14 protein-coding genes are annotated in these 19,776 nt (G+C 69.3%); 3 read left to right on the top strand and 11 right to left on the bottom strand.

The genetic code is table 11. The features are described from left to right. Nucleotides 1–13: 13 nt before the first annotated feature. Complete coding sequence (locus tag ACZ3II_RS18360) at nt 14–1,573, bottom strand: M28 family metallopeptidase (protein ID WP_465518846.1); 1,560 nt, start codon at nt 1,571–1,573, stop codon at nt 14–16. 167 nt (nt 1,574–1,740) lie between these two features. Here ACZ3II_RS18360 and ACZ3II_RS18365 point away from each other — a divergent pair, with 167 nt between their 5' ends. Continuing rightward, on the top strand, nt 1,741–3,336 hold the full coding sequence (locus ACZ3II_RS18365; protein WP_465518847.1) for an alpha/beta hydrolase: 1,596 nt from the start codon (nt 1,741–1,743) through the stop codon (nt 3,334–3,336). A gap of 39 nt (nt 3,337–3,375) precedes the next feature. Here ACZ3II_RS18365 and ACZ3II_RS18370 read toward each other — a convergent pair whose 3' ends face one another. The 4 genes from ACZ3II_RS18370 to ACZ3II_RS18385 are packed head-to-tail and all read right to left on the bottom strand — an operon-like array spanning nt 3,376 to nt 6,683. Beyond that, nucleotides 3,376–4,152 carry an ABC transporter ATP-binding protein gene (locus ACZ3II_RS18370; protein ID WP_465518848.1) on the bottom strand — a complete coding sequence of 259 codons (777 nt, stop codon included), beginning with the start codon at nt 4,150–4,152 and terminating at the stop codon, nt 3,376–3,378. Nucleotides 4,153–4,162: 10 nt separating this feature from the next. Next, entirely contained in the window at nt 4,163–4,936 is a 774-nt protein-coding gene (locus ACZ3II_RS18375) for an ABC transporter permease (RefSeq protein ID WP_465518849.1), read from the bottom strand. After that, nucleotides 4,936–5,733, bottom strand: a complete 798-nt coding sequence (locus ACZ3II_RS18380) for an ABC transporter permease (RefSeq protein WP_465518850.1) — start codon at nt 5,731–5,733, stop codon at nt 4,936–4,938. Before ACZ3II_RS18380 ends, ACZ3II_RS18375 begins: the two co-directional genes overlap by 1 nt. Beyond that, the gene (locus tag ACZ3II_RS18385) at nt 5,730–6,683 is read right to left on the bottom strand and encodes an ABC transporter substrate-binding protein (RefSeq protein ID WP_465518851.1); all 954 of its coding nucleotides are present in this window, start codon (nt 6,681–6,683) and stop codon (nt 5,730–5,732) included. Before ACZ3II_RS18385 ends, ACZ3II_RS18380 begins: the two co-directional genes overlap by 4 nt. 100 nt (nt 6,684–6,783) lie before the next feature. On the opposite strand from ACZ3II_RS18385, the gene ACZ3II_RS18390 reads away from it, so the two are divergent. After that, a complete protein-coding gene (locus ACZ3II_RS18390) occupies nt 6,784–7,566 on the top strand; it encodes an IclR family transcriptional regulator domain-containing protein (protein ID WP_465518852.1) in 783 nt (260 codons plus the stop codon). A 4-nt stretch (nt 7,567–7,570) separates the two neighbouring features. Here ACZ3II_RS18390 and ACZ3II_RS18395 read toward each other — a convergent pair whose 3' ends face one another. Further along, nucleotides 7,571–9,025: a diguanylate cyclase domain-containing protein gene (locus ACZ3II_RS18395; RefSeq protein ID WP_465518853.1), complete on the bottom strand. Its 1,455-nt coding sequence runs from the start codon at nt 9,023–9,025 to the stop codon at nt 7,571–7,573. Between the two features lie 162 nt (nt 9,026–9,187). Here ACZ3II_RS18395 and ACZ3II_RS18400 point away from each other — a divergent pair, with 162 nt between their 5' ends. Further along, nucleotides 9,188–11,443, top strand: coding sequence for a putative bifunctional diguanylate cyclase/phosphodiesterase (locus tag ACZ3II_RS18400; protein WP_465518931.1), 2,256 nt, complete (start codon nt 9,188–9,190; stop codon nt 11,441–11,443). 97 nt (nt 11,444–11,540) lie between these two features. On the opposite strand, the gene ACZ3II_RS18405 is transcribed toward ACZ3II_RS18400, so the two are convergent. The 5 genes from ACZ3II_RS18405 to ACZ3II_RS18425 form a co-directional block, all read right to left on the bottom strand. Then, on the bottom strand, nt 11,541–12,311 hold the full coding sequence (locus ACZ3II_RS18405) for a hypothetical protein (protein ID WP_465518854.1): 771 nt from the start codon (nt 12,309–12,311) through the stop codon (nt 11,541–11,543). Between the two features lie 244 nt (nt 12,312–12,555). Beyond that, the gene (locus tag ACZ3II_RS18410; protein WP_465518855.1) at nt 12,556–12,915 is read right to left on the bottom strand and encodes a hypothetical protein; all 360 of its coding nucleotides are present in this window, start codon (nt 12,913–12,915) and stop codon (nt 12,556–12,558) included. Between the two features lie 12 nt (nt 12,916–12,927). Next, the gene (locus ACZ3II_RS18415; protein WP_465518856.1) at nt 12,928–13,395 is read right to left on the bottom strand and encodes a hypothetical protein; all 468 of its coding nucleotides are present in this window, start codon (nt 13,393–13,395) and stop codon (nt 12,928–12,930) included. A 17-nt stretch (nt 13,396–13,412) separates the two neighbouring features. Continuing rightward, the gene (locus tag ACZ3II_RS18420; RefSeq protein ID WP_465518857.1) at nt 13,413–13,979 is read right to left on the bottom strand and encodes a hypothetical protein; all 567 of its coding nucleotides are present in this window, start codon (nt 13,977–13,979) and stop codon (nt 13,413–13,415) included. Nucleotides 13,980–13,982: 3 nt separating this feature from the next. Further along, the gene (locus ACZ3II_RS18425; RefSeq protein WP_465518858.1) at nt 13,983–19,775 is read right to left on the bottom strand and encodes a toxin glutamine deamidase domain-containing protein; all 5,793 of its coding nucleotides are present in this window, start codon (nt 19,773–19,775) and stop codon (nt 13,983–13,985) included. Between the last annotated feature and the right edge of the window lies 1 nt (nt 19,776).

A 19,776-nucleotide genomic window follows, 5' to 3' on the forward strand; every position in this document is an offset into this window, starting at 1 on the left:
GTTCCGCAAGCGGTCAGGAACGGGTGATCGACAGGTTGTCGACTGCCGCCTCGACGAGCGAAGCGGTCCCGGCGTCGGCGGCTTCCACCTGGAGGCGGATCGTCTGTCCCGCGTACGCCGAAAGGTTTGCCGTGGCAGTGGTCCAGGCGGCCGCCTTGTTGGCCGCCGACGCGGTCTGGCTGAGCACCGTCGTCGTGGTCGTCCCGGACACCACCCGCACCCGCAGGTAGTCGGCGCTGGTGGCGTTGTTGAGGTGCGCGAGGTACCAGGACAGGTTCAGCGTCAGCGTGCCGGTGGGCAGGGTGATCGCCGGGGAGGTGATCGTGCTGATGCCGCCGTCCAGGTCGTTGGCGCCCGCGCTGGCTCCGGCGCTGGCCCCGGTCACCAGGGCGTACGTGCCGCCGGCGGTGGTGCCGAGCTGGGTGGTGACGCCGGAGCTGCTGGTGGCGGCCGGGTCGCCGCGCTCGAAGCGGCCGGAGGTGGCGGTGTCGGACGTGCCGGCGGTCCAGCCGGTCGCGGTCTCCAGGCCGTCGGACCAGACGGTCTGGCCGGGCGGCGTGGTGGTGCCGCCGTCGGCGAGCGTCCAGACGGTGTACGCGATGGCGTCGGAGTTGCGGTCCAGCGCGGTGTCGTTGATGTTCGACGTGGTGTCGCAGGACGCGTGGTAGCAGGGGTCGAACCGGCCGGTCGTGCCGCCCCAGAGCGAGACCTGCGCGGACGTCTTGGTGCCTTCGGCGCCGGTGAAGATGCCGCCGGCCGGGATGCCCGCGGCGATGAACGGGCCGTAGTCGCTGCGCCCGTCGAAGTCGGTGCCGCGGGTCGGCACGCCGATCGAGGTGAAGTACGCCGCGAGGGTCGACTCGATCTGTGCCGAGCCGGCCGGGCCGGGACCCGCGCCGGTGCCGTCGGAGTTGTCCCCGTCGTACAGGAAGTAGCCCGGGTTCGGCGAGCCGATCATGTCGAAGTTGAGGTACCCGGTGATGGCGGCCTTCTGGGCGCTGGACAGCGAGTTGACGTACGCCGTGGAACCGCGCAGACCCAGCTCCTCCGCGCCCCACCAGCCGAATCGCAGATGCCGGTCCGGCTGGAAGCCGGATCGGGCGACCTGCAGGGCCACCTCCAGGATGCCCGCCGACCCGGACCCGTTGTCGTTGATGCCCGGGCCCGCGGTGACGCTGTCCAGGTGCCCGCCGATCATCAGGGTGTCGCTGGTGTCGCCGCCCGGCCAGTCCGCGATCAGGTTGTACCCGGTCGCGCCGTTGTACGTGAACGACTGCTGGGTGGTCGTGAACCCGGCCGCGTCGAGCAGTCCCTTCACGTAGGTGACCGAGGCCAGGTAGCCGGGCCGGCCGTGCGCCCGGTTGCCGCCGTTGGCGGTCGCGATGCTCTGGAACTGGGCCAGGTGCGCCTTGACGTTGGCCACCGAGATGTCCGGCGCCGCGGCCGCTGCCTGCGCCTGGACCGGGCTCGCGGCGCCGATGACGGCGACCAGCGCCGTCGCGCCGATGAGCGGGAGTGCTCGCACGGGTTCTCCTCTGCGAACTGGAAAGCGGGGAACGGATCGCCCGAGCATCGCATCGACATGCGTCCACACGTTCATATCAATCGGTACCTACCGCCGTGGATGTGAGGCATGTGCATGGCTTGATGGTTAGCATGCGGGGGATCGTCCGAGGCTCGCGCCGGTCGCCACCGCGACCGGAACGGGCGGGAGGACGGCTCGACAACGGAAGGCAAGGGATGCGAAAAATCCTGGCGGCCACCATCGCCGCATCCGTCGGTCTGCTGATCGGCGCCGGGGTGGTCCCGGTCGCGGCTTCGGCCGCGCCCAAGGCGCCGGCCAAGGCGCCCGGTTACACCCCGCCACCCATCGACTGGGGGACCTGTACGCGGGCCAGCCTGGCGTCCCGTGGCGCCCAGTGCGGTTTCCTGGTCGTGCCGCTCGACTACGGCAAGCCCCAGGGCACCAAGATCAAGATCGCGGTGTCCCGGATCAAGCACAAGTCGAGCGACGCCGAGTACCAGGGCGTCATGCTCACCAACCCGGGCGGCCCCGGCGGCTCCGGGCTGGGCCTGCCGGTGCTCGGCGAGTTCGTGCCGGACGGCGCGGGCGGTTACTACGACTGGATCGGCTTCGACCCGCGTGGCGTCGGTTCCAGCGTGCCGGCGCTCACCTGCGACCCGAACTACACCGGCTACAACCGGCCGTTCTACGTGCCGGTCACCCGGCAACTGGAGAAGACCTGGCTGGCGAAGGCCAAGGGGTACGCGGAAGCCTGCGACAAGGCCGGTGGGGCGCTGCTCGACCACCTGAAGACCACCGACACCGTCGCGGACATGGAGAGCCTGCGCAAGGCCCTCGGCGCTGACAAGATCAACTACTACGGCTTCTCGTACGGGACCTACCTCGGTCAGGTCTACGCCACCCTGCACCCGGACCGGGTCCGCCGGTTCGTGTTCGACGGCGTGGTCAACCCGGAGCGGGTCTGGTACAAGGCCAACCTGGACCAGGACATCCAGTTCGACCAGAACATGGACGTCTACTTCGGCTGGATCGCGAAGTACGACGCGGTCTACCACCTGGGCAAGACCGCCAAGGAAGTGAAGCGCAAGTACTACACCACGCTGTACTCCCTGATCAAGAACCCGGCCGCCGGGAAGATCGGCCCGGACGAGTGGAACGACGTCTTCGTCCAGGCCGGCTACTACGTCTACGGCTGGGAGGACGTCGCGACGGCGTTCTCGGCCTGGGTCAACGAGAAGGACGCCGCCCCGCTGCTGGAGCTCTTCGGCACGCCCGGCGCGCCCGGCTCCGACAACGGTTACGCCGTCTACCTGGGTGTCCAGTGCACCGATGTGCAGTGGCCGACGAAGTGGTCGACGTGGCAGCGTGACAACTGGGCGGTCCACCTCAGGTACCCGTTCATCACGTGGAACAACGCCTGGTACAACGCGCCCTGCATTAACTGGGGCGCCAAGGCCGGCAAGCCGGTCGAGATCAACGGCAAGAAGATCCCGCCGATCCTGCTGATCGGTGAGACCGAGGACGCGGCCACCCCGTTCGAGGGTGCGCTCGAGGTCCGTTCGCGGTTCCCGAAGTCCGTGCTGGTCGAGGGCGTCGGCGGCACCACCCACTCCGGTTCGCTGAACGGCGTGGCGTGCACCGACGACACGATCGCCGCCTACCTGGCCACCGGCGCGCTGCCGGACCGGGTGCGTGGCAACCGTTCGGACAAGAAGTGCGAGCCCAACCCGCAGCCGGACCCGACGGCCGCCAAGACCTTCGCGAAGGTCGGCGCCGCTGACGAGTTCCGTGCGGAGATCGGCCCGCGCTGATGAAACGGCCCGGGCGGTGTGAACCGCCCGGGCCACCCCTCACTGGCCGGCGTTCTTCTTCGCGGCCTGGATCTGTTCGTAGACGCGGGTCCGCAGCTCGATGAACCGGGGATCGGCCCGGGTGCCGAGCTGGTCGCGCGCGTCCGGCAGGTCGACGATCAGCTCGTCCTGCACGACGGTCGGCGACGACGACAGCATCACCACCCGCTGCCCGAGGTAGACCGACTCGTCGATGTCGTGGGTGACGAACAGGATCGTCACCCCGAGCCGCTGCCACAGCTGCCGGACCAGGTCCTCCAGGTCGGCGCGGGTCTGCGCGTCGACCGCCGCGAACGGCTCGTCCATCAGCAGCGTCCGCGGCTCGTACGCGACGGCCCGGGCGATCGCCACCCGCTGCTGCATGCCGCCGGACAACTGCCAGGGGTACGCCGCCGCGGTCCCGGTCAGCCCGACCGCGTCCAGGGCCTCCTCCACCAGCTCCCGCCGGCGGCTCTTCGGCACCTTCTTCTGCTTGAGCGGCAGTTCCACGTTGTCGCGCACGTTCATCCAGGGGAACAGGCTGCGCCCGTACTCCTGGAACACCACCGCCATGCCCTCCGGCGGCCCGTCGACCGTCCTCCCGTCGACCCGCACGTCGCCGGCGGTCGGCGCGAGCAGGCCGCCCAGGCAGCGCAGCAGGGTGGTCTTGCCGCAGCCGGACGGGCCGACCAGGCAGACCAGCTCACCGCTGTCCACGGTGAACGTGAGGTGGCGGAGCGCCTCCACCGCGCTGCCGCCGGATTGGTAGACCTTCCGCAGCCCTGTGACTTCGAGCATCCTCGCCCCCTCAGCCGGATCGCTGCGCCGCGCGCAGGCCCTCGTACCACCGCAACGCCCGCCGCTCGGCGAGCCGGAAGAGCAGCGACAGCACGAAGCCGAGCAGGCCGAGCAGGATGATCCCGCTCCACATCTCCGGGATCGCGAAGCCGCGCTGGAACTGCACGATGGTGAAGCCGAGGCCGTTGCTGGCCGCGAACATCTCGCTGATCACCATCAGGATGATCGCGATGGACAGCGCCTGGCGCAGTCCGGCCGCGATCTGCGGGCTCGCCGACGGCAGGATGACGCGGGTGAGCCGGGCGGTGCCGGTCACCCCGTACGAGCGGGCGGTCTCCAGCACCACGCCGTCCACCGCGCGGACGCCCTCCACCGTGTTGAGCAGGATCGGCCAGATGCACCCGAAGACGATGACGATCACCTTCATGGTGTCGCCGATGCCCGCGAACAGCATGATCACCGGGACGAGGACGGGCGGCGGGATGGCCCGGAAGAACTCCAGGACCGGTTCCACGACGGCCCGCAGCCGCCGGTTCAGGCCGATCGCCAGGCCCGCGCCGATGCCGAGCAGGGCCGCCAGCAGGTAGCCCGCGAACAGCCGCAGCAGACTGGGCACGACCTCGGACTCCAGCTGCGCCGGCGTCCAGGTGGCCGGGAAGACGGCGAGGATCTCGGACAGCGGGGGAGCGTAGTAGGACTCGCTGCCGGCGCTGAGCACCCACCAGGCCCCGAAGAGCACGGCCGGAAGAGCAAGAGCGAACACGAGCTTTCTGAGTACGGTCATCAGACGGGTACCTCGCCCCGTACCGACTGGTGCCAGGCGAGCAGGCGGCGCTCGCCGGTACGAGTCAGCAGGTTGATCAGCACGCCGAGGACGCCGGTGACGACGATCAGCGCGTACATGGTGGGCACCGCCTCGGACGCCTGTGCCACGGCGATCTCCCGGCCCAGGCCGGGCGACCCGATCACCAGCTCGGCGGTGATCGCCAGGACCAGGGCGACCGACGCGGCGAGCCGGACACCGGTGAACACGTACGGCAGGGCGGTCGGCCAGAGCACGTGCCGGATCCGGGCCCAGGCGGAGAACCGGAAACTGCGCGCCGTCTCGAAGGCGACCGGGTCGACGTCGGCGACCCCGTACAGCACCTGCACCAGCACCTGCCAGAACGCCGCGTAGCAGACCAGCAGCAGGGTGGACGCCAGATCGGTGCCGTAGAGCAGCACCGCCAGCGGGATCAGCGCCACCGACGGGATCGGCCGCAGGAACTCCACGGTGGACGCGGTCAGCGCCCGCAGCACCGGCACCGACCCGATCACGATCCCGGCCAGCACGCCGGCCGCGACCGCGAGAGCCAGGCCGATCGCCCACGCGATCAGCGTGTCGGACAGCGCCGCCCAGAACGCGGGGCTGGCGGCCTCCTGCGCCAGCGCCGCCCCGATCCGGCTGGCGGGCGGCAGGAACCGTTCGTCGACCAGGCCCAGCCGCGGCATCAGTTCGATGATGAGGAGCAACCCGGCCAGGCCGGCGACACCGAGGAGCGCGGTGTCACCGGCCGGGTTGCCGCGACGGGCGGTCGTCACGGGAGGAGCTTCTCCAGGTCCGGCGCCTTGGTGAAGATGCCGTCCTTGCTGCCCAGGTCGGCGATGGTCTGCACGGAGGCCTCGTTGATCTGGGTCGGCCATTTCGGCAGGACCACGGCGGCGCGCAGCTTCTCGTCGATCTTGGTGTAGGTGCCGAGGATCGCGCGCACCTCGTCGGGGTGGGCGTCGGCGTACGTCAGCGACTCGTTGATCGCCTCGGTGAACCGCTTGACCAGGTCGGCGTCGTCGGCGGCCAGCTTCTGCGAGGTGAAGTACGCGGCGACGGTCAGGTTCGGCGCGGCGTCGACGAAGGTCGAGGCGACCTCACGGCCACCGGCGGCCTTGATCGCGGACAGCTGCGGCTCGACCACCCAGGCCGCGTCGACCTGACCCTCCGCGAGCGCCGCCGGCATGGCCGGGAAGCCCATCTCGACGAAGTTCAGCGACGCCGGGTCGCCGCCGGCCTTGCGCACCGAGTCGCGGGTGACGGTGTCGCCGATGTTCTTCAGCGTGTTCACCGAGATCTTCTTGCCGGTCAGGTCCTTGGCGGTCTTGATCGAGCTGTCGCCCTTCACCACCACGGCGCCGAAGTCCTTGCCGGCCTCGCCGGTCGAGGAGGCGCCCGCGGCGATCGCCTTGACCGGGATGTCCTTGGACTGGGCGATCATCAGCGAGGTCAGGTTGCTGAAGCCGAACTGGAGCTGGTTGTTGGTGACAGCGGGGAGGATCGCGGCGCCGCCCTGCCCGGCCTCGAGGGTGAGCTCGATGTTGCGGGACTTGAAGAAGCCCTTCGACTGGCCCAGGTAGATCGGGGCCACGTCGATGATCGGGATGACGCCGACCTTGACCTGGTCCACGCCGCCCTCCGTGCCCGAGTCACCCGACGAGCCACAGGCCGCCAGCGAGCCGGCGAGCACGGCCGCGGTCAGCCCCGCGAGTAGACGCCGCATATTTACTCCTTCGAAATGTGTGCGCATGACGAACGTGAGTTCTCATCGAGAACGCTATGATGTGCTCCGTGTCACGTCAACGATCCGGATCGATCATCTGATGCCGCGCGAACCGTACTACGTCCAGTCGCTGGAACGCGGACTCGCGGTGATCCGGGCGTTCGACGCTCATCACTCCGCACTGACCCTCAGTGACGTCGCCCGGGCCTGCGGCCTGACCCGCGCGGCAGCCCGCCGGTTCCTGCTCACCCTGGCCGACCTGGGCTACGTGCGCACCGACGGCAGGCTGTTCTCGCTGGCCCCCCGGGTGCTCGAGCTGGGGTATTCGTACCTCTCCGGCCTGTCCCTGCCGGAGGTCGCCGAGCCGCACCTGGAGCGCCTCGTGGCGGAGGTGCGCGAGTCCTCGTCCATGTCGGTGCTCGACGGTGACGACATCGTCTATGTCGCCCGTGTCCCGACAAGTAGGATCATGCGCGTCGCGATCAACGTCGGCACCCGGTTCCCGGCGTACGCGACATCGATGGGCCGGGTCCTGCTCGCCGGCCTGCCCGAGGCGGAACTCACCGCGTACCTGGACCGGGCCGAGCTGACGCCGCTCACCGACCGGACCCTGTACACCGCGGACGCGCTGCGCGCCGAACTCGACCAGGTTCGCGTGCGGGGCCACGCGGTCGTCGACCAGGAGCTCGAGGAAGGGCTGCGGGCCATCGCCGCGCCGATCCGCGACCGCACCGGGCGGATCACCGGCGCCGTCAACATCTCGGTGCACGCCGCCCGCGCCACCGTCGGCGAGATCCGGGAACGGCTGCTGCCGCCGCTGCTGGCGACCACCGCCGCGATCGAATCCGACCTCCGGATCGCGCCCCGCCGCCGGCCCGTGTGACGTTTCAGGCGGCGCGGGCGCTGTCCTTGTCGTGGTGCAGATGCCGCGAACCCGGGATGCGCTTGGCCGCGTACATCGCAGTGTCCGCCTCTCGCAGCAGCCCCGCCCGCGGGCCGCACGCGATGCCGATGCTCGCCCGGATGTGCAGTTTCCGGCCGCCCAGCAGCACCGGGTCGTGCAGCCCGGCCACCACCCGGTCGGCGACCGCCGCCGCCTCCGCGCAGGTGGTGCCCGGCAGTAGCAGCACGAACTCGTCGCCGCCCAGCCGGGCCGCGGTGTCCCCGGGCCGGACCGCCCCGGTCAGCGCCGTGCCCACCCGGGTCAGCAGCAGATCGCCCGCCTCGTGGCCGTACGTGTCGTTGACCGCCTTGAACCCGTCCAGGTCCAGCAGCGCCACATGCGCGTCACCGTGGTCGCACAACGCGTCGAGACGCCGCTGGAACAACGCCCGGTTCGCCAGACCGGTCAGCGCGTCGTGCGACGCCTGATGGTCCAGCCGCTCCAGCAGCCGGCTGTTGTCGCGCAGCGCCGTCATCTGCCGGACCGCCACCACCGCGGTCAGCGCCACCGCGGTGAACGCCACCGCCACCAGATCCTCGGAGCCCCGCCACGCGCTGACCAGCAGCAGCGCGTCGACCGCCGCCACCGCCGCATAGGGCAGCACACTGTACGGCCGCTTGGCGGACTTCACCCGCGGCGCCGGCGTGCCCCACTGCGCCTCCGCGGCCCGCGCCGCCAGCAGGCAGATCAACGGCATGTACAGCTGCGCCATGAACAGCCGCTCGTCGGCCGCCGCCACCAGCGGCTGCAGCATCGGCGCCAGCGTGCCGACCAGCACACACACCGCGAGCATCCGCAGGCCCCGGGAATCGATCGCGGAATAGTCCGAGATCACCGCCTTGGCCAGCGCGAACACGCTCAGGATCGCCAGCACCGACAGCGCCAGCGAGACCAGCAGCTCCGGCGTCACCCCGGCGGCCAGCGCCTGCCGGGTGCCGAAATGCCAGATGAACACCGCCGCGGCCAGCGCCACGATGCCGGCGTCCATCGCCACCCGCGCGCCGGCGCCCGGCCGGCTGTCCCCGGACGGCAGGCGGATCAGCGCATGGATCAGGCAGACCAGGGCCAGGGCATCGAAGATCAACATCCCGGGTCCGGTGTACGAGGTACGCGCCCCCGGATTCGCCAGGACATCGGCCGCCTGCGCCGTCTGCCCCGCCACCACCAGCAGCGGAACCGGCGTCAGGTGCCGCCAGAACCGCCGTGTCGGAGCCGGCAGCGCCGGATTGCGCGACACCGACCAGAACGCCACCGACACCAGCGGCCCGCTGACCGGGATCGTCGCCCACAACAGCCACGCCGGTCCGGCCGGGTGCACCAGGGTGACCGCGAACAACGCCGTCGCCACCCCGAAGAGCGCCAGGCAGACCCGGGACGCCAGCCGCCTGTTCCTGTCCACCATTGCCTTCTCCCCGCGCGAACTGTCGGACAGCTTCAGATCGGCGGGACACCGGGAAACTTGAGTGCTCAAATTCCGCCGGCCGCGGCCGAAAGGTCAGACGTGCGGTCGAGATGGGTGATCTGGCTGGGATGCGGGCTGGTGGCGGCGACGGCGTACGCGATGCTGCCGTACGGCTGGGCGTCCGTCATCGTCTCCACGCTGTTCTCGGCGCTCTCCTGCGCCGTCATGGTCGCCGGCGCCCGGCGGAACCGCCCGGCCGCCGCCGGCTTCTGGTACCTGTTCGCCGCCGGCGTCGCCACCTGGGTCGCCGGCGACGTCATTTACGCCGTCCAGGCGCTGACCGGCACCCTCGCCTACCCGTCCTGGGCCGACGCGTTCTACCTGGGCGCCTACCCGATGCTGACGGTCGCCCTGTTCCGGCTCACCCGGGAACGCTTCGTCGAACGCGGCGTCCTCGACTCGGCGATCATCGCGGTCGGGCTCGGCATCGTCTACTGGACGTTCCTGATCGAGCCGATCCTCGCCGACACGAGCGCGCCCCTGCTGACCCGGCTCGTCACCGCCGGCTACCCCACCACCGGCGTGCTGCTCTGCGCCGTGATCGTGCCGATCCTGCTCCGGCGCGGGCCGCGCAGCCCCAGCCTGTGGCTGCTCACCGCGGGCAGCGCGCTCACCCTCGCCGGGAACACCGTCTACACCCTGCTGCCCACGCTGCTGCCACCCACCATCCTGTACGCCGGGTACCTGCTGGCGTACACCTGCTGGGCCGCCGCCGCCGCGCACCCGTCGATGGCGCAACCGGTCACCGGCGACCGGGACACCCTCGGCCGCAGCCGGCTCCTCGTGCTCACCGCCTCCACCCTGCTCGTCCCCGCGATCCTGCTGGTCCAGGGCGAACACGGCGGCGACCGGATGAGCTGGGAGGCCGTCGCGGTCGGCTCGATGGCCCTGTTCGTGCTCGTCGCCACCCGCATGCACGGCTACATCTCCCGCGTCGACAGCCAGGCCCGCCAGCTCCGCGACCTGGCCATGCGCGACGACCTCACCGGCCTGCCCAACCGCCGCGACCTGGAACAGCGCGCCGCCGCCGCGGTCGCCACCGCCCCCTGCCACCTCATCATGATCGACCTGGCCGGCTTCAAGCACATCAACGACCGTCTCGGCCGCTCGGTCGGCGACCAGGCCCTGATCGCCGTCGCCACCCTGCTGCGCCGCAACATCCGCGACGGCGACGTGGCCGCCCGGATGGGCGCCGACGAGTTCGCCGTCCTCGCCTGCGACACCGAGCCCGGCGACGGCCCGGCCCTCGCCGGCCGGCTGCTGGAGGTGCTGCGCCACCCCGTACACGCCGGTGAGCACGAACTCCTCCTCACCGCCCGCCTCGGCGTCGCCGCCGCCCCCTTCACCCCGGCCCCGTCCGCTTCCTCCGCTTCCGTCTCCGTTCCGCCTTCTCCCGCGGCCTTCCCTTCCTCTTCTGCCCTCTCCTCCGCTGCCTTCTCTTCCTCCGCCCTCGCTTCCTCGGACTTCGCGGCTGCGGCCGAGCTGGTGCGGCGGGCGGACACCGCTCGCTACGCGGCCAAGGCGACCGGCGGCCAGATCGTCGAATACGCGCCCGAGCTGGACGAACGCGCCGAAGCGGTGGAACGGCTCGGCGCCGACCTGCGGCACAGCCTCGACGACGGCGACTTCCGCGTCGTCTACCAGCCGATCATCGACCTCCACGACGGCGCCACGGTCGCTGTTGAAGCCCTGGTGCGCTGGGACCATCCGGTACGCGGCCCGGTCAGCCCCGTCTCGTTCATCCCCGTCGCCGAGGACAACGGCCTCATCGTCGAACTGGGGGAGTGGGTGATGCGTACCTCCTGCGAGCAGTTGGCCTCGTGGCGCCGCGACCTGGGCTCGGACGCCCCGCGCTACATCAGCGTCAACGTCTCCGCCCGCCAGCTGAGCGAACCCGGCTTCCCCGCCGTCGTCACCACGATCCTCACCGAGACCGGCCTGACCCCCGGCGACCTGCTGGTGGAGGTCACCGAGACCGCCATCTTCGGCGGCGGCACCGCCATCGAGGCCGTCGAGTCCCTGCACGACGCCGGAATCCGGATCGCCCTCGACGACTTCGGCACCGGCCACTCGTCCCTGGGCCTGCTCCGCACCGTCCCCGTCGACGTCCTGAAGGTCGACAAATCCTTCGTCGACGAGATCAGCGCCCCCACCGGCCGCGCCGTCATCGTCGACGCCTTGATCCACGTGACGACCGGCCTGGGCCTGCGCGCGGTGGCCGAAGGCGTCGAGACCGCCGACCAGGCCACGTACCTGCGGGACCTCGGTTACCACTACGCCCAGGGCTACTACTTCGGCAAGCCGACCCCGACCCCGGACTTCACCACCCGGCATCTGATGCCGGCCGCCCGTTAGACGCGCCGTACCATCGCCCGCTGCTCATCGGAGAGCCGCGGCGGCATCCGTGCCCAGGTCTCGGTCCCGCAGGCGTCGCAGTGCAGGCGCGCCTCGATCAGCTCACCCGCACGTTCGACATACGCCACCTCGACGAGCCCACCATCCCCTTCCGGGCAGCCCACACCAGCTTCCCGCTCGCCACCCGCACCCACTCGACGAACGCCCTACGCTCCATCAACACTCCCCAAGCCGTGGTGGCTATGGAGATCAGCCGTACCGTGCCACAGCCCGGTGAAGCCCTCGATTCCATCCCATAGCAGATGCCGTTCGGACGAGTCCAATCCCATTTGCCTCGCTCGGAGCCCTGCCGAACGCGCTCGAGCCACCGGCGCATGGCGACCACGTTGTGCGGATGAGTGTCTTCGAAGTCCGCCAGCCATGCCGCTAACCGGGGCAGGTGCGACGACCGATCGGGTTCTTTCGCGGCGAAGGTATCCAGTAACTCCTCTCCCGTGGTCGAGGAGACGAGCACCGAGCCGTCGAGCGACAGGAACCGGAATTCCGGCCGGCACCACCCACTGCCGAGCAGCGCGGCCGCACCCTTTCCCATGATGTCCCAGTCCTCCTGCAACTCCAGGCAGAGCCGATCCGCCGGACCACCCTCGTGGCGGAGATGAGCCATGAGGAAACGCCGGTCCGTTTCGGTGAAGAGACCCGCACCCAGCGAGAGCCGGTACCAGTCGGCGTTCGCCTTGCCGTGCAGCATCGGATCGGTGAAGTACGTCGCCGCCCAACCCCAGCGTTCCGCCACCGGATAACTGGGCGCCTGCGCGGTCACGAGCGCAGGAATGACCGGACCGGGATCGCCATAGTCATCCAGCAGCACGAGCCCTGCCGCGCGGAGAGCCTTCTCGATTTCCGGTTTCAATGGAGGCCCCGAACCGCAGTCGCGAACTCATCCTCGTAATACCCGGTACCCAGCGACGGAGCCGTCGCTTCCATGAGCCTTCTCCATCCCTTCCAAAGTTGCCAGGAACAGGCAGCGGCGAAACGGCCTCCGAGGCGACATGCTCTTGATCTTGGCGCCGGGCAGGTCGATGAACGGGCCGGAGATGCTCATGGTGCGTTCGCTAGGTGAGAAGCATCGAGTCGCGAACGGCGATCTTGGGTGTCAGATGGATGCGCAGTTCGCCCGCCAGTTCCTCGGCGCTGAAGCTCACGACGGCCCGGCATGAGGCAAAGTCATGGTCGAACGCAAGCCGGAAGGCACCCTCCCGGAAGATCTCCACGACCCGGTCTCCCGCAAGGTCCCGGACCGAAACCCGAACGCTCCGCCCCAAGACGTCGAACGTGATCTCCCCGGAGCCGGACCCGGTCGACCACGCCAGCATCCTGGCACCCTCATCGAGCTGATGCACGTAGCCGCCGACGGCGAGACATACCTCCTCGAGATCTTGTTCCGACGGAACTTCGAACACTGCCGCCGTCACCTCGACCTTCCTTCATTCCTGCTTCGAGGAATCGGATGTCTCGGCCGGGAAGACATGGTGCTCGCCGCCTTTCACCAGCACCCGCCAGGATTCAATACGCCCGGAAGTGTCGATATAGGTCGTCAAAGAATACTTGGGAAGCCATTCAAGAGTGAGGTCTCCCAACTTACTGACGTGAACTTCGTTGATGGTGTGCGGCTTGTGCTCGAGTAATTCTGACAGAAGTCTGGCGCGCTCATCGTAGATCGTGGCAGAATTTTCGAAAGCTTTCGGTCCGGAACCCTTGAGGCCGTATTCCATGTCCCGCGTCCCGACAACGACGACATCATCTGTCTGCACGCGGAACGGGCACTGAAGGTGAATGCCGATATCCTCGCCATTCGGTCCGGAAAGCTCGAGGACACCCATGCCGGCGGCCCGGCCCAATCCCTGAACTCGTGCGCCGATCAGCACGGCACGAATTGCTCCCGTGTCGCCCACGGTCGGAGGCGCCTCCTTCACGAGTCGACGTATCGGATCCGCTCGAGCCAGCGTTGGATCGCGGTTACCTCCTCGGGGTGGATGTCTTCGAGTGTGGCGTACCATGCCGCATATCTGGCGAGGTAGGATGAGCGATCCGGGTTCTTTGCTGCGAAAGTGTCCAGGGCTGATTCGCCCGTGGTCGAGGACACGAGCACGGATCCGTCCAGTGACAAGAATCGAAACTCCGGATGGCACCAACTGCTACCGAGAATTCCGGCTGCGCCCTTCCCCATGATGTCCCAGGTTTCCTGCAGCTCGACGCATATCCACTTCGAAAGACCATCGCTCTCCAGGTGGGCCAACAGGAAACGCCGATCGGTCTCGGTGAACAGACCTGCTTCAACCGATATCCGGTACCAGTCAGAATTCGCTTTCTCGTGCAATCGGGGATCCGTGAAATATGTCGAAGCCCAGCTCAAGCGTTCTGCGGCGGGGTAGCTAGGGGCCTGGCCTGTAATAATAGCCGGGATGACAGGACCCGGGTCGTCGCAGTCTTCCAGTATCAACAGCCCCGCACTGCTCAATGATTCCTTGAGGTTCACTGTCTACTGACCCCATTCCGGTGGTGGTGCGACGTAGCGTTGAGGAAGCTTCACCAGACCGTATACGTTGACCGCAAGGTGGTATTTATGGTCATAGATGAAGCCGACGACGCCGTCGGCTCTTACGAGTACACGGGTCTTGGAGCCTCCGGGGACATGCTGCACTCCTGTGAAGATAGTCGCCTTATACCAGGGACTGCGCTTTCCTCCGTGGCCCTCCGCCTTGAACCAATCTGGTTCGCCATCGCTGACGCGCTGTTCGACCCGGCCCTGTTCGATACCCAGGACGGTATCGTGCACCTCTTTCGAGGTCTTGGACCAAAGATCGGCTATCTCTCCTTTCCGCTGTTCGACCACGTCCGGGTGGTACGGATCCTGTTCGAAAGCCGGCGAGATCGCGAAAGGCCATTCCTTGATCTTGGCCTTGGACTTCTTTCCCTCGGGTTCGGCGGCGATGAAGGGGCCGTCGCCGGTGGAGAGAGGGCGGTGGCGGGCCTGGCCGTCGACCGTGATGGCGTCCATGCGGACCAGGTCGGAGGACACGGCCTGGCCGGTGTGGGTCTGGAACGGGTGGTCGGCCTGGAGATTGCGGGTCTGCGGGTCGGCGTAGAGGATCTCGCCGTCCTTGTTGACCATGGCGATCGAGTGGGTACGGCCCGCCATGTCCTGGGTCTTGACGAAAGCGAAAGCGCCCGGCCCCAGGCTCAACAGGTGGTTCTTGAGGCGGTTGTGGGCGAGCTGCACCTTCTCCCGGGCCAGCTCGGGATCGTGCAGGTCGACGTTGACCAGGCCCTCGAACTTGCCGCCCGCGGTCTTCTCCATGCGGGCGGTGACGCCCTTCTCGGCGCCCATCGGCAGGTTCGGGTCGCCGTGGTGGAAGCCGTCGAAGGTGCGCGCGGCGGACACCCGGGGGCGGGCGTGCATCCACGTCTCGTAGAAGGCCAGGACGTTGTCGCCGCAATTGTTCGAGCGGGTCGGGTCGGCTTCGGCGCCGCCGTCGTTCTGCAGGCCGAACCATTCGCCCTCGCGCGGGTCGGCGTGCCGGACGTAGTCGCCGTTCTCGTCGCGCGGCATCGCGCGTTCCAGGTCGAGCTGGTGGACCGCCAGCGGCTGGCGGAGGCCGCCCCGCTCGTTGTAACGGCGGGTCGTCTCGATCGGGGGCGGGTTGTCGTCGCCGGTCAGCGCGGAACGATCGTCGCTCTCGACCGGGCCGAACATGAGTTCGCCCAGGTCGGTGTTGGCATCCTCCCAATCCGTGAAATGGAGCGGGACGTCGCCCATGTCGCCGAACCCGTTCTCGAACGCCCGCGCCTTGTCATCGAATTCGTCGGCGTTACGCAACGCCTCCTCGATGTCGCGCGCGAACGAGTCGGCGAGGCCGTGGTTGCCCTCGTCGGTGGCCTTCCGGAGCCCGACCGCGAGACTCTCGGCGTCGTTCCTCTGGTAACCGGCCCTCTTGCGCAGGTCAGCGGAGTACCGGTCCCGCCAGCGGGTGGCGATCTGCTGCCGGGTGTGACGGAGATGGATTCCGTATTCTTCGCGGGCCGCTCGTTCCGCACGGGCCTGCTCCGCATCGACCGCCGGCTGCGGCGCGGCCTTGTCCGTCGCCGCAAGGTCGACGTCGTCCGTGGCATCCCGCGGCTTCGGGTCCCGGAAAGCGGTGTCCTGCTGCTTCGGGTCCCGGGGAGTGGTGTCCTGCTGCTTCGGGTCCCGGGGAGCGGCGTCCTGCGGCTTCGGGTCCCGGGGAGCGGCGTCCCGAGGTTTCGGGTCCTGGAGAGCGGTGTCCCGCGGATTCGGGTCCTGCGGCGGACCCGGGTCGACGTTCACCGGGAGGTCCATGGTCAGCGCGTTGAGAACCGCGAGGGGGTCGACATCCCGGCGCCTCAGCGGCGCAGGCGGCGGGGCCGGTTTTTCCTTCTCGGTACGGGGGGAGCTGTCCTGAACCGGCGCGGGCTCCGTCGTCGGCCCGTCCGTTGCGAGGTCGACCCTCGGCTCCGGCTTCGGTTCCTTCTCCGGCTCCGTATCCGAAACCGGCTGCGGTTCGCGCTCCGGCTGCGGGTCCGTTTCGGGCTGCGGCTCAGGGTCCGAAATCGGCTGCGGGTCCGGTGAGGGCTCGACGTCGACAGCCGGCGACGGCTGTGTATCCACCAACGGCTGCGGCGTGACCGGCGGCTGCGGCGTGACCTGCGGCTGCGTCTGGACAGGCGGCTGCGGCGTGACCGGGGGCTGCGGTTGGACCGGCGGCTGCGGCTGCACGGTGACGGGGGGCTGCACGGTGACGGGGGGCTGCACGGTGACGGGGGGCTGCACGGTGACGGAGGGCTGCACCGTGACGGGAGGCTGCGGCGGGACCGGGCCCGGGGGAGCCGGCGGAGGCGGCTGAGGCGCGTTCGCCTGTTGCAGCGCCTGGATCTGCTGCTGCTGGTAGGCCAGCGGTGGCGGCGGTGGCGGCGTGCCCTTGTGACCGTAGAACCGGGAGCCCTGCGTGTTCGGGATCGACATCGGGTTGCCCTGACCGTCGACCATCAGGGCGTTGATCTGCACGACGTTGGACTTGTTGGCAGGGTTGCCGTCGTGGCCGTACAGGAACGGGTTCGGGCTCGGGTTGTTGCCGTTCGCCTCGGCGTACACCGCCATCTGCGGGTCGAGGAAGATGATCGTGCCGTGGTAGTTGACGGCGTTCCACGCGTGCGCGCCGTTGCTCTGCCAGATGTTGACGATGACCGCGGTGGAGCCGTGGCCGCCCAGCAGCAGGGTGTCGACGATCTGCTGGAAACCCTTGTCGATCTCGGCTTTCGCCTGGGCGCCGGACATGCCCCGGACGTCGGGTGACGCCTCGGTGAACCGGCTGCCGGTGACGTCCTCGGCGCGCAGGTCGCCGCCGGTCTCGCCGACGTGCGGATCGTTCCGGCCGAACAGGAGCGCGTCGAAGGTCCGCGGGGCACCCACCGTCGGGCGGCCGTGGAAGAACGTCTCGAAGAACGACAGGGCGACGTCGAGGCAGTTGACGCCGCGGGTCGGGTCGGCGGTCGGGCCGCCGTCGTTCATGAACCGCAACAGCGGGCCGCGCGGGTCCGGGGTGCGTTCCGGTTTGCCGTTCTTCCACGGTACGGCGTGCTCAAGGTCCAGCTGGTGCTGCGCGAGCGGCATCCGGAGGCCGCCGCGGACACCGTATTTCCGCAGGGTACGGGCGTTCGGCGGATGGGTTCCGCCGGTCAGCGCCGATTGGTCGTTGTGGTGGATCGGCTGGTCGGAGACGGCGGCGCCGCCGTCCCAGTTGGCCCGCTGGAATTCGGCCGGCACGGTGAGCTGATGCGCCGCGCTGGTGTGCAGCCGGTTCCGTTCGACGGACTCGGCGAAGTTACGGCGTCGCCACGCGTCCCGTTCCTGGTTCTGGTACTGCGAGTCCAGCCCCAGGTAATGGCTGCGGGCGTTCCAGTCCTGGGCCTGCGCGGCCAGGTTCGCGTGGTGCTGGGCCTGCTGTTGCAGCTGCTGGAGCCGGACGATGGCCGCGTCGTGCTGCTGCAGGCTCCGGTTGACCAGGTAGTCCTCGACGTCCTTCTTGTTCTGCGGGAACTGGTTGAAGTACGCCTGCTCGGCCTGGTCGTCGGTGTGCGTCCGCCACGGCAGGCTCGGCGGGACCGGCGAGGTGCCGGGCGCGGGCTGACCGGGATCCTGCCGCCCCTGGTCGGCGGCCGGCTGAACCGCGGGCGTCTGCGGCGTGGCGCTGGTGGTATCCGGCGACGTCTTCGACGGTGCCGTCGTGCTCGAGGTAGTGGCCGACGTAGTAGGGGCGGAAGTGGTAGTGCCGGAACTAGTAGTAGGCGATGCGGTGGAGGTGTTGCCGGTCGCCGTGGTCGAAGGCGCCGTGGTGCCGGCAGTGGTGGTACTCGCAGTGCTGGTACCGGCAGTGGTGGTGCTGGGGGTGCTGGTACTAGGAGTGCTGGGGGTGCTCGTGCTGGGAGCGATGCTCGGGCTGCTCACGCTCGCCGTCGTGGGCGTGGACAGGCTCTGCGGCGTGGTGATGCTCGGCGACGGGCCACCACCGGTGAGCGAGACGTTGGTGTTGAGCGGCCCGCCGTTGCCGTTGTTCGGAGCGAACGCCATCGGCCCGTTGCCGGAGGTGTTGCCGCCCGTTGTGGTGCTGACGGACGGCGCTCCCGTCGACGTGTGGCTGATGCCCGGCCCGCTACTGGTACCGCCCTGCGTGGGCGCATCCGTGGGCGGCGCATACGAGGAGAGGCTGACATCGCTGTGGGACGGGGTGTGGCTGACTGTGGGTGACGAGTAGGAGGACGTCGAGCCGTGCGACCCACCGCTCGCCGAGGTTGCGCTGCCACCGCCGGAATGCGAGGAGGCGGTGTTGGAGTGCGAGGCGGAAGCGGAGGCGTTCCCCCCGTCGGAGTGCGAGGCGGCGGCGAAATTGGTCGCGCTGCCGCCGTCGGAGTGGGAAGCGGCGGCGGCGAAGGAGGAACCGCCGCCGGACGAGGAGCCACCGGAGTACGAGGATCCGCCGGACGACGAGGAGCCCTCGGAGGAGGAACCGCCACCCGAGGATGAGGGGCCGGAGGATGAGGAGCCGGAGGATGAGGAGCCGGACGACGAGGAGCCGCCGGAATAGGACGAGCCGGAGGACGAGGAGCCACCGGAGGATGAGGAGCCGGAAGATGCCGAGCCGCCGGAGGAGTCGCCGGCCAGGCTGTCCAGGGCGGTGCTCCCGTGCGTACCGGAAGAGGAAGTTGATGTGACCCCGGCCGACGCGGACGCCGAGGTCGAGGGCAGGTCGCCGATGTTCAGGCTGTTGCCCAGGTCTTTGAAGTCGTGGTTGGTGTTGCCGATCGCGGTGCCGGTGGCTCCGGACGTCGCCGCCTTGCCGAGGTCCTCCCAGCCGGGCATCTCGCCGCCGAACGGCAGCCCCGCCGCCGCACCGCCCATCTCGCCGAGGACCTCCGCGCCGGCGCCGCGGAAGATGCCGCTGCGCCCGTTCGCCCCGATCCCGGCGCCCGACGCGGCGAACCCGCCCGCGCCGCCCTGCAACCCGGCCATGCCGAGATCCGCGACGCTGAAGTCGTCGTGCCCGGCCGCGTCCTGGTACCCCTGGACGGCGGCGTTGGTGATCAGCTCCTCCTTCGCCTCGTCCTTGGCCTCCCGGAGGCCGTCCTTGGCGAGGTTCTTCAGGCCGGCCTTGGTGGTGACCTGCTTGAGGGCGTTCTTCCCGGCCTGCTTGAGGGCCTGCTTCGCCGCCTTCTCGGCGAGCTCCTTCATCAGCTTCTTGAAGATCTGCTGAATGGCGAAGCGGGTCGCCGCGATCAGCCCACCGGCGGCCGGCGACGCGGCGCCGAGGGTGAGCACCACGGTGATGCCGAGGCCGATCAGTTCAGCGACGAAGAGGCCCAGCTCGATCCAGGCCTCGAGTTTCGCCGCCTCGATGTCCGCGCCGACCTCTTTGACCAGGTTGCCCATCTCGTCGGCGAAGGCGACCAGCGCGTTCAGCGGCGCGTCCGGGTTGCCGCGGGCGCCGAGGTCGTTCCAGGCCTTGATGAAGGCGTCGATGGTGGTGCCGCTGCCACCGTACGCCGCGATGATCGTGTCGGCGGCGGCCGCGGCGTCCTGCTGCGGGACCTTGACGGCGGCGCCGAGGTCGTACCACAGGTCGGCGAGGTCCCAGACGAGCTTCTCGTTGCCTTCGGGCCAGTCGAAGCCGACGACCCATTCCAGGGCGTCGTACGCCCAGCCGGGCAGGTCCCACGGCGAGAACTCGAACGGATGCGGGATCGGGGACGGGAGGAAGGCCATG

This window comes from Actinoplanes sp. NPDC019969 (assembly GCF_055562375.1).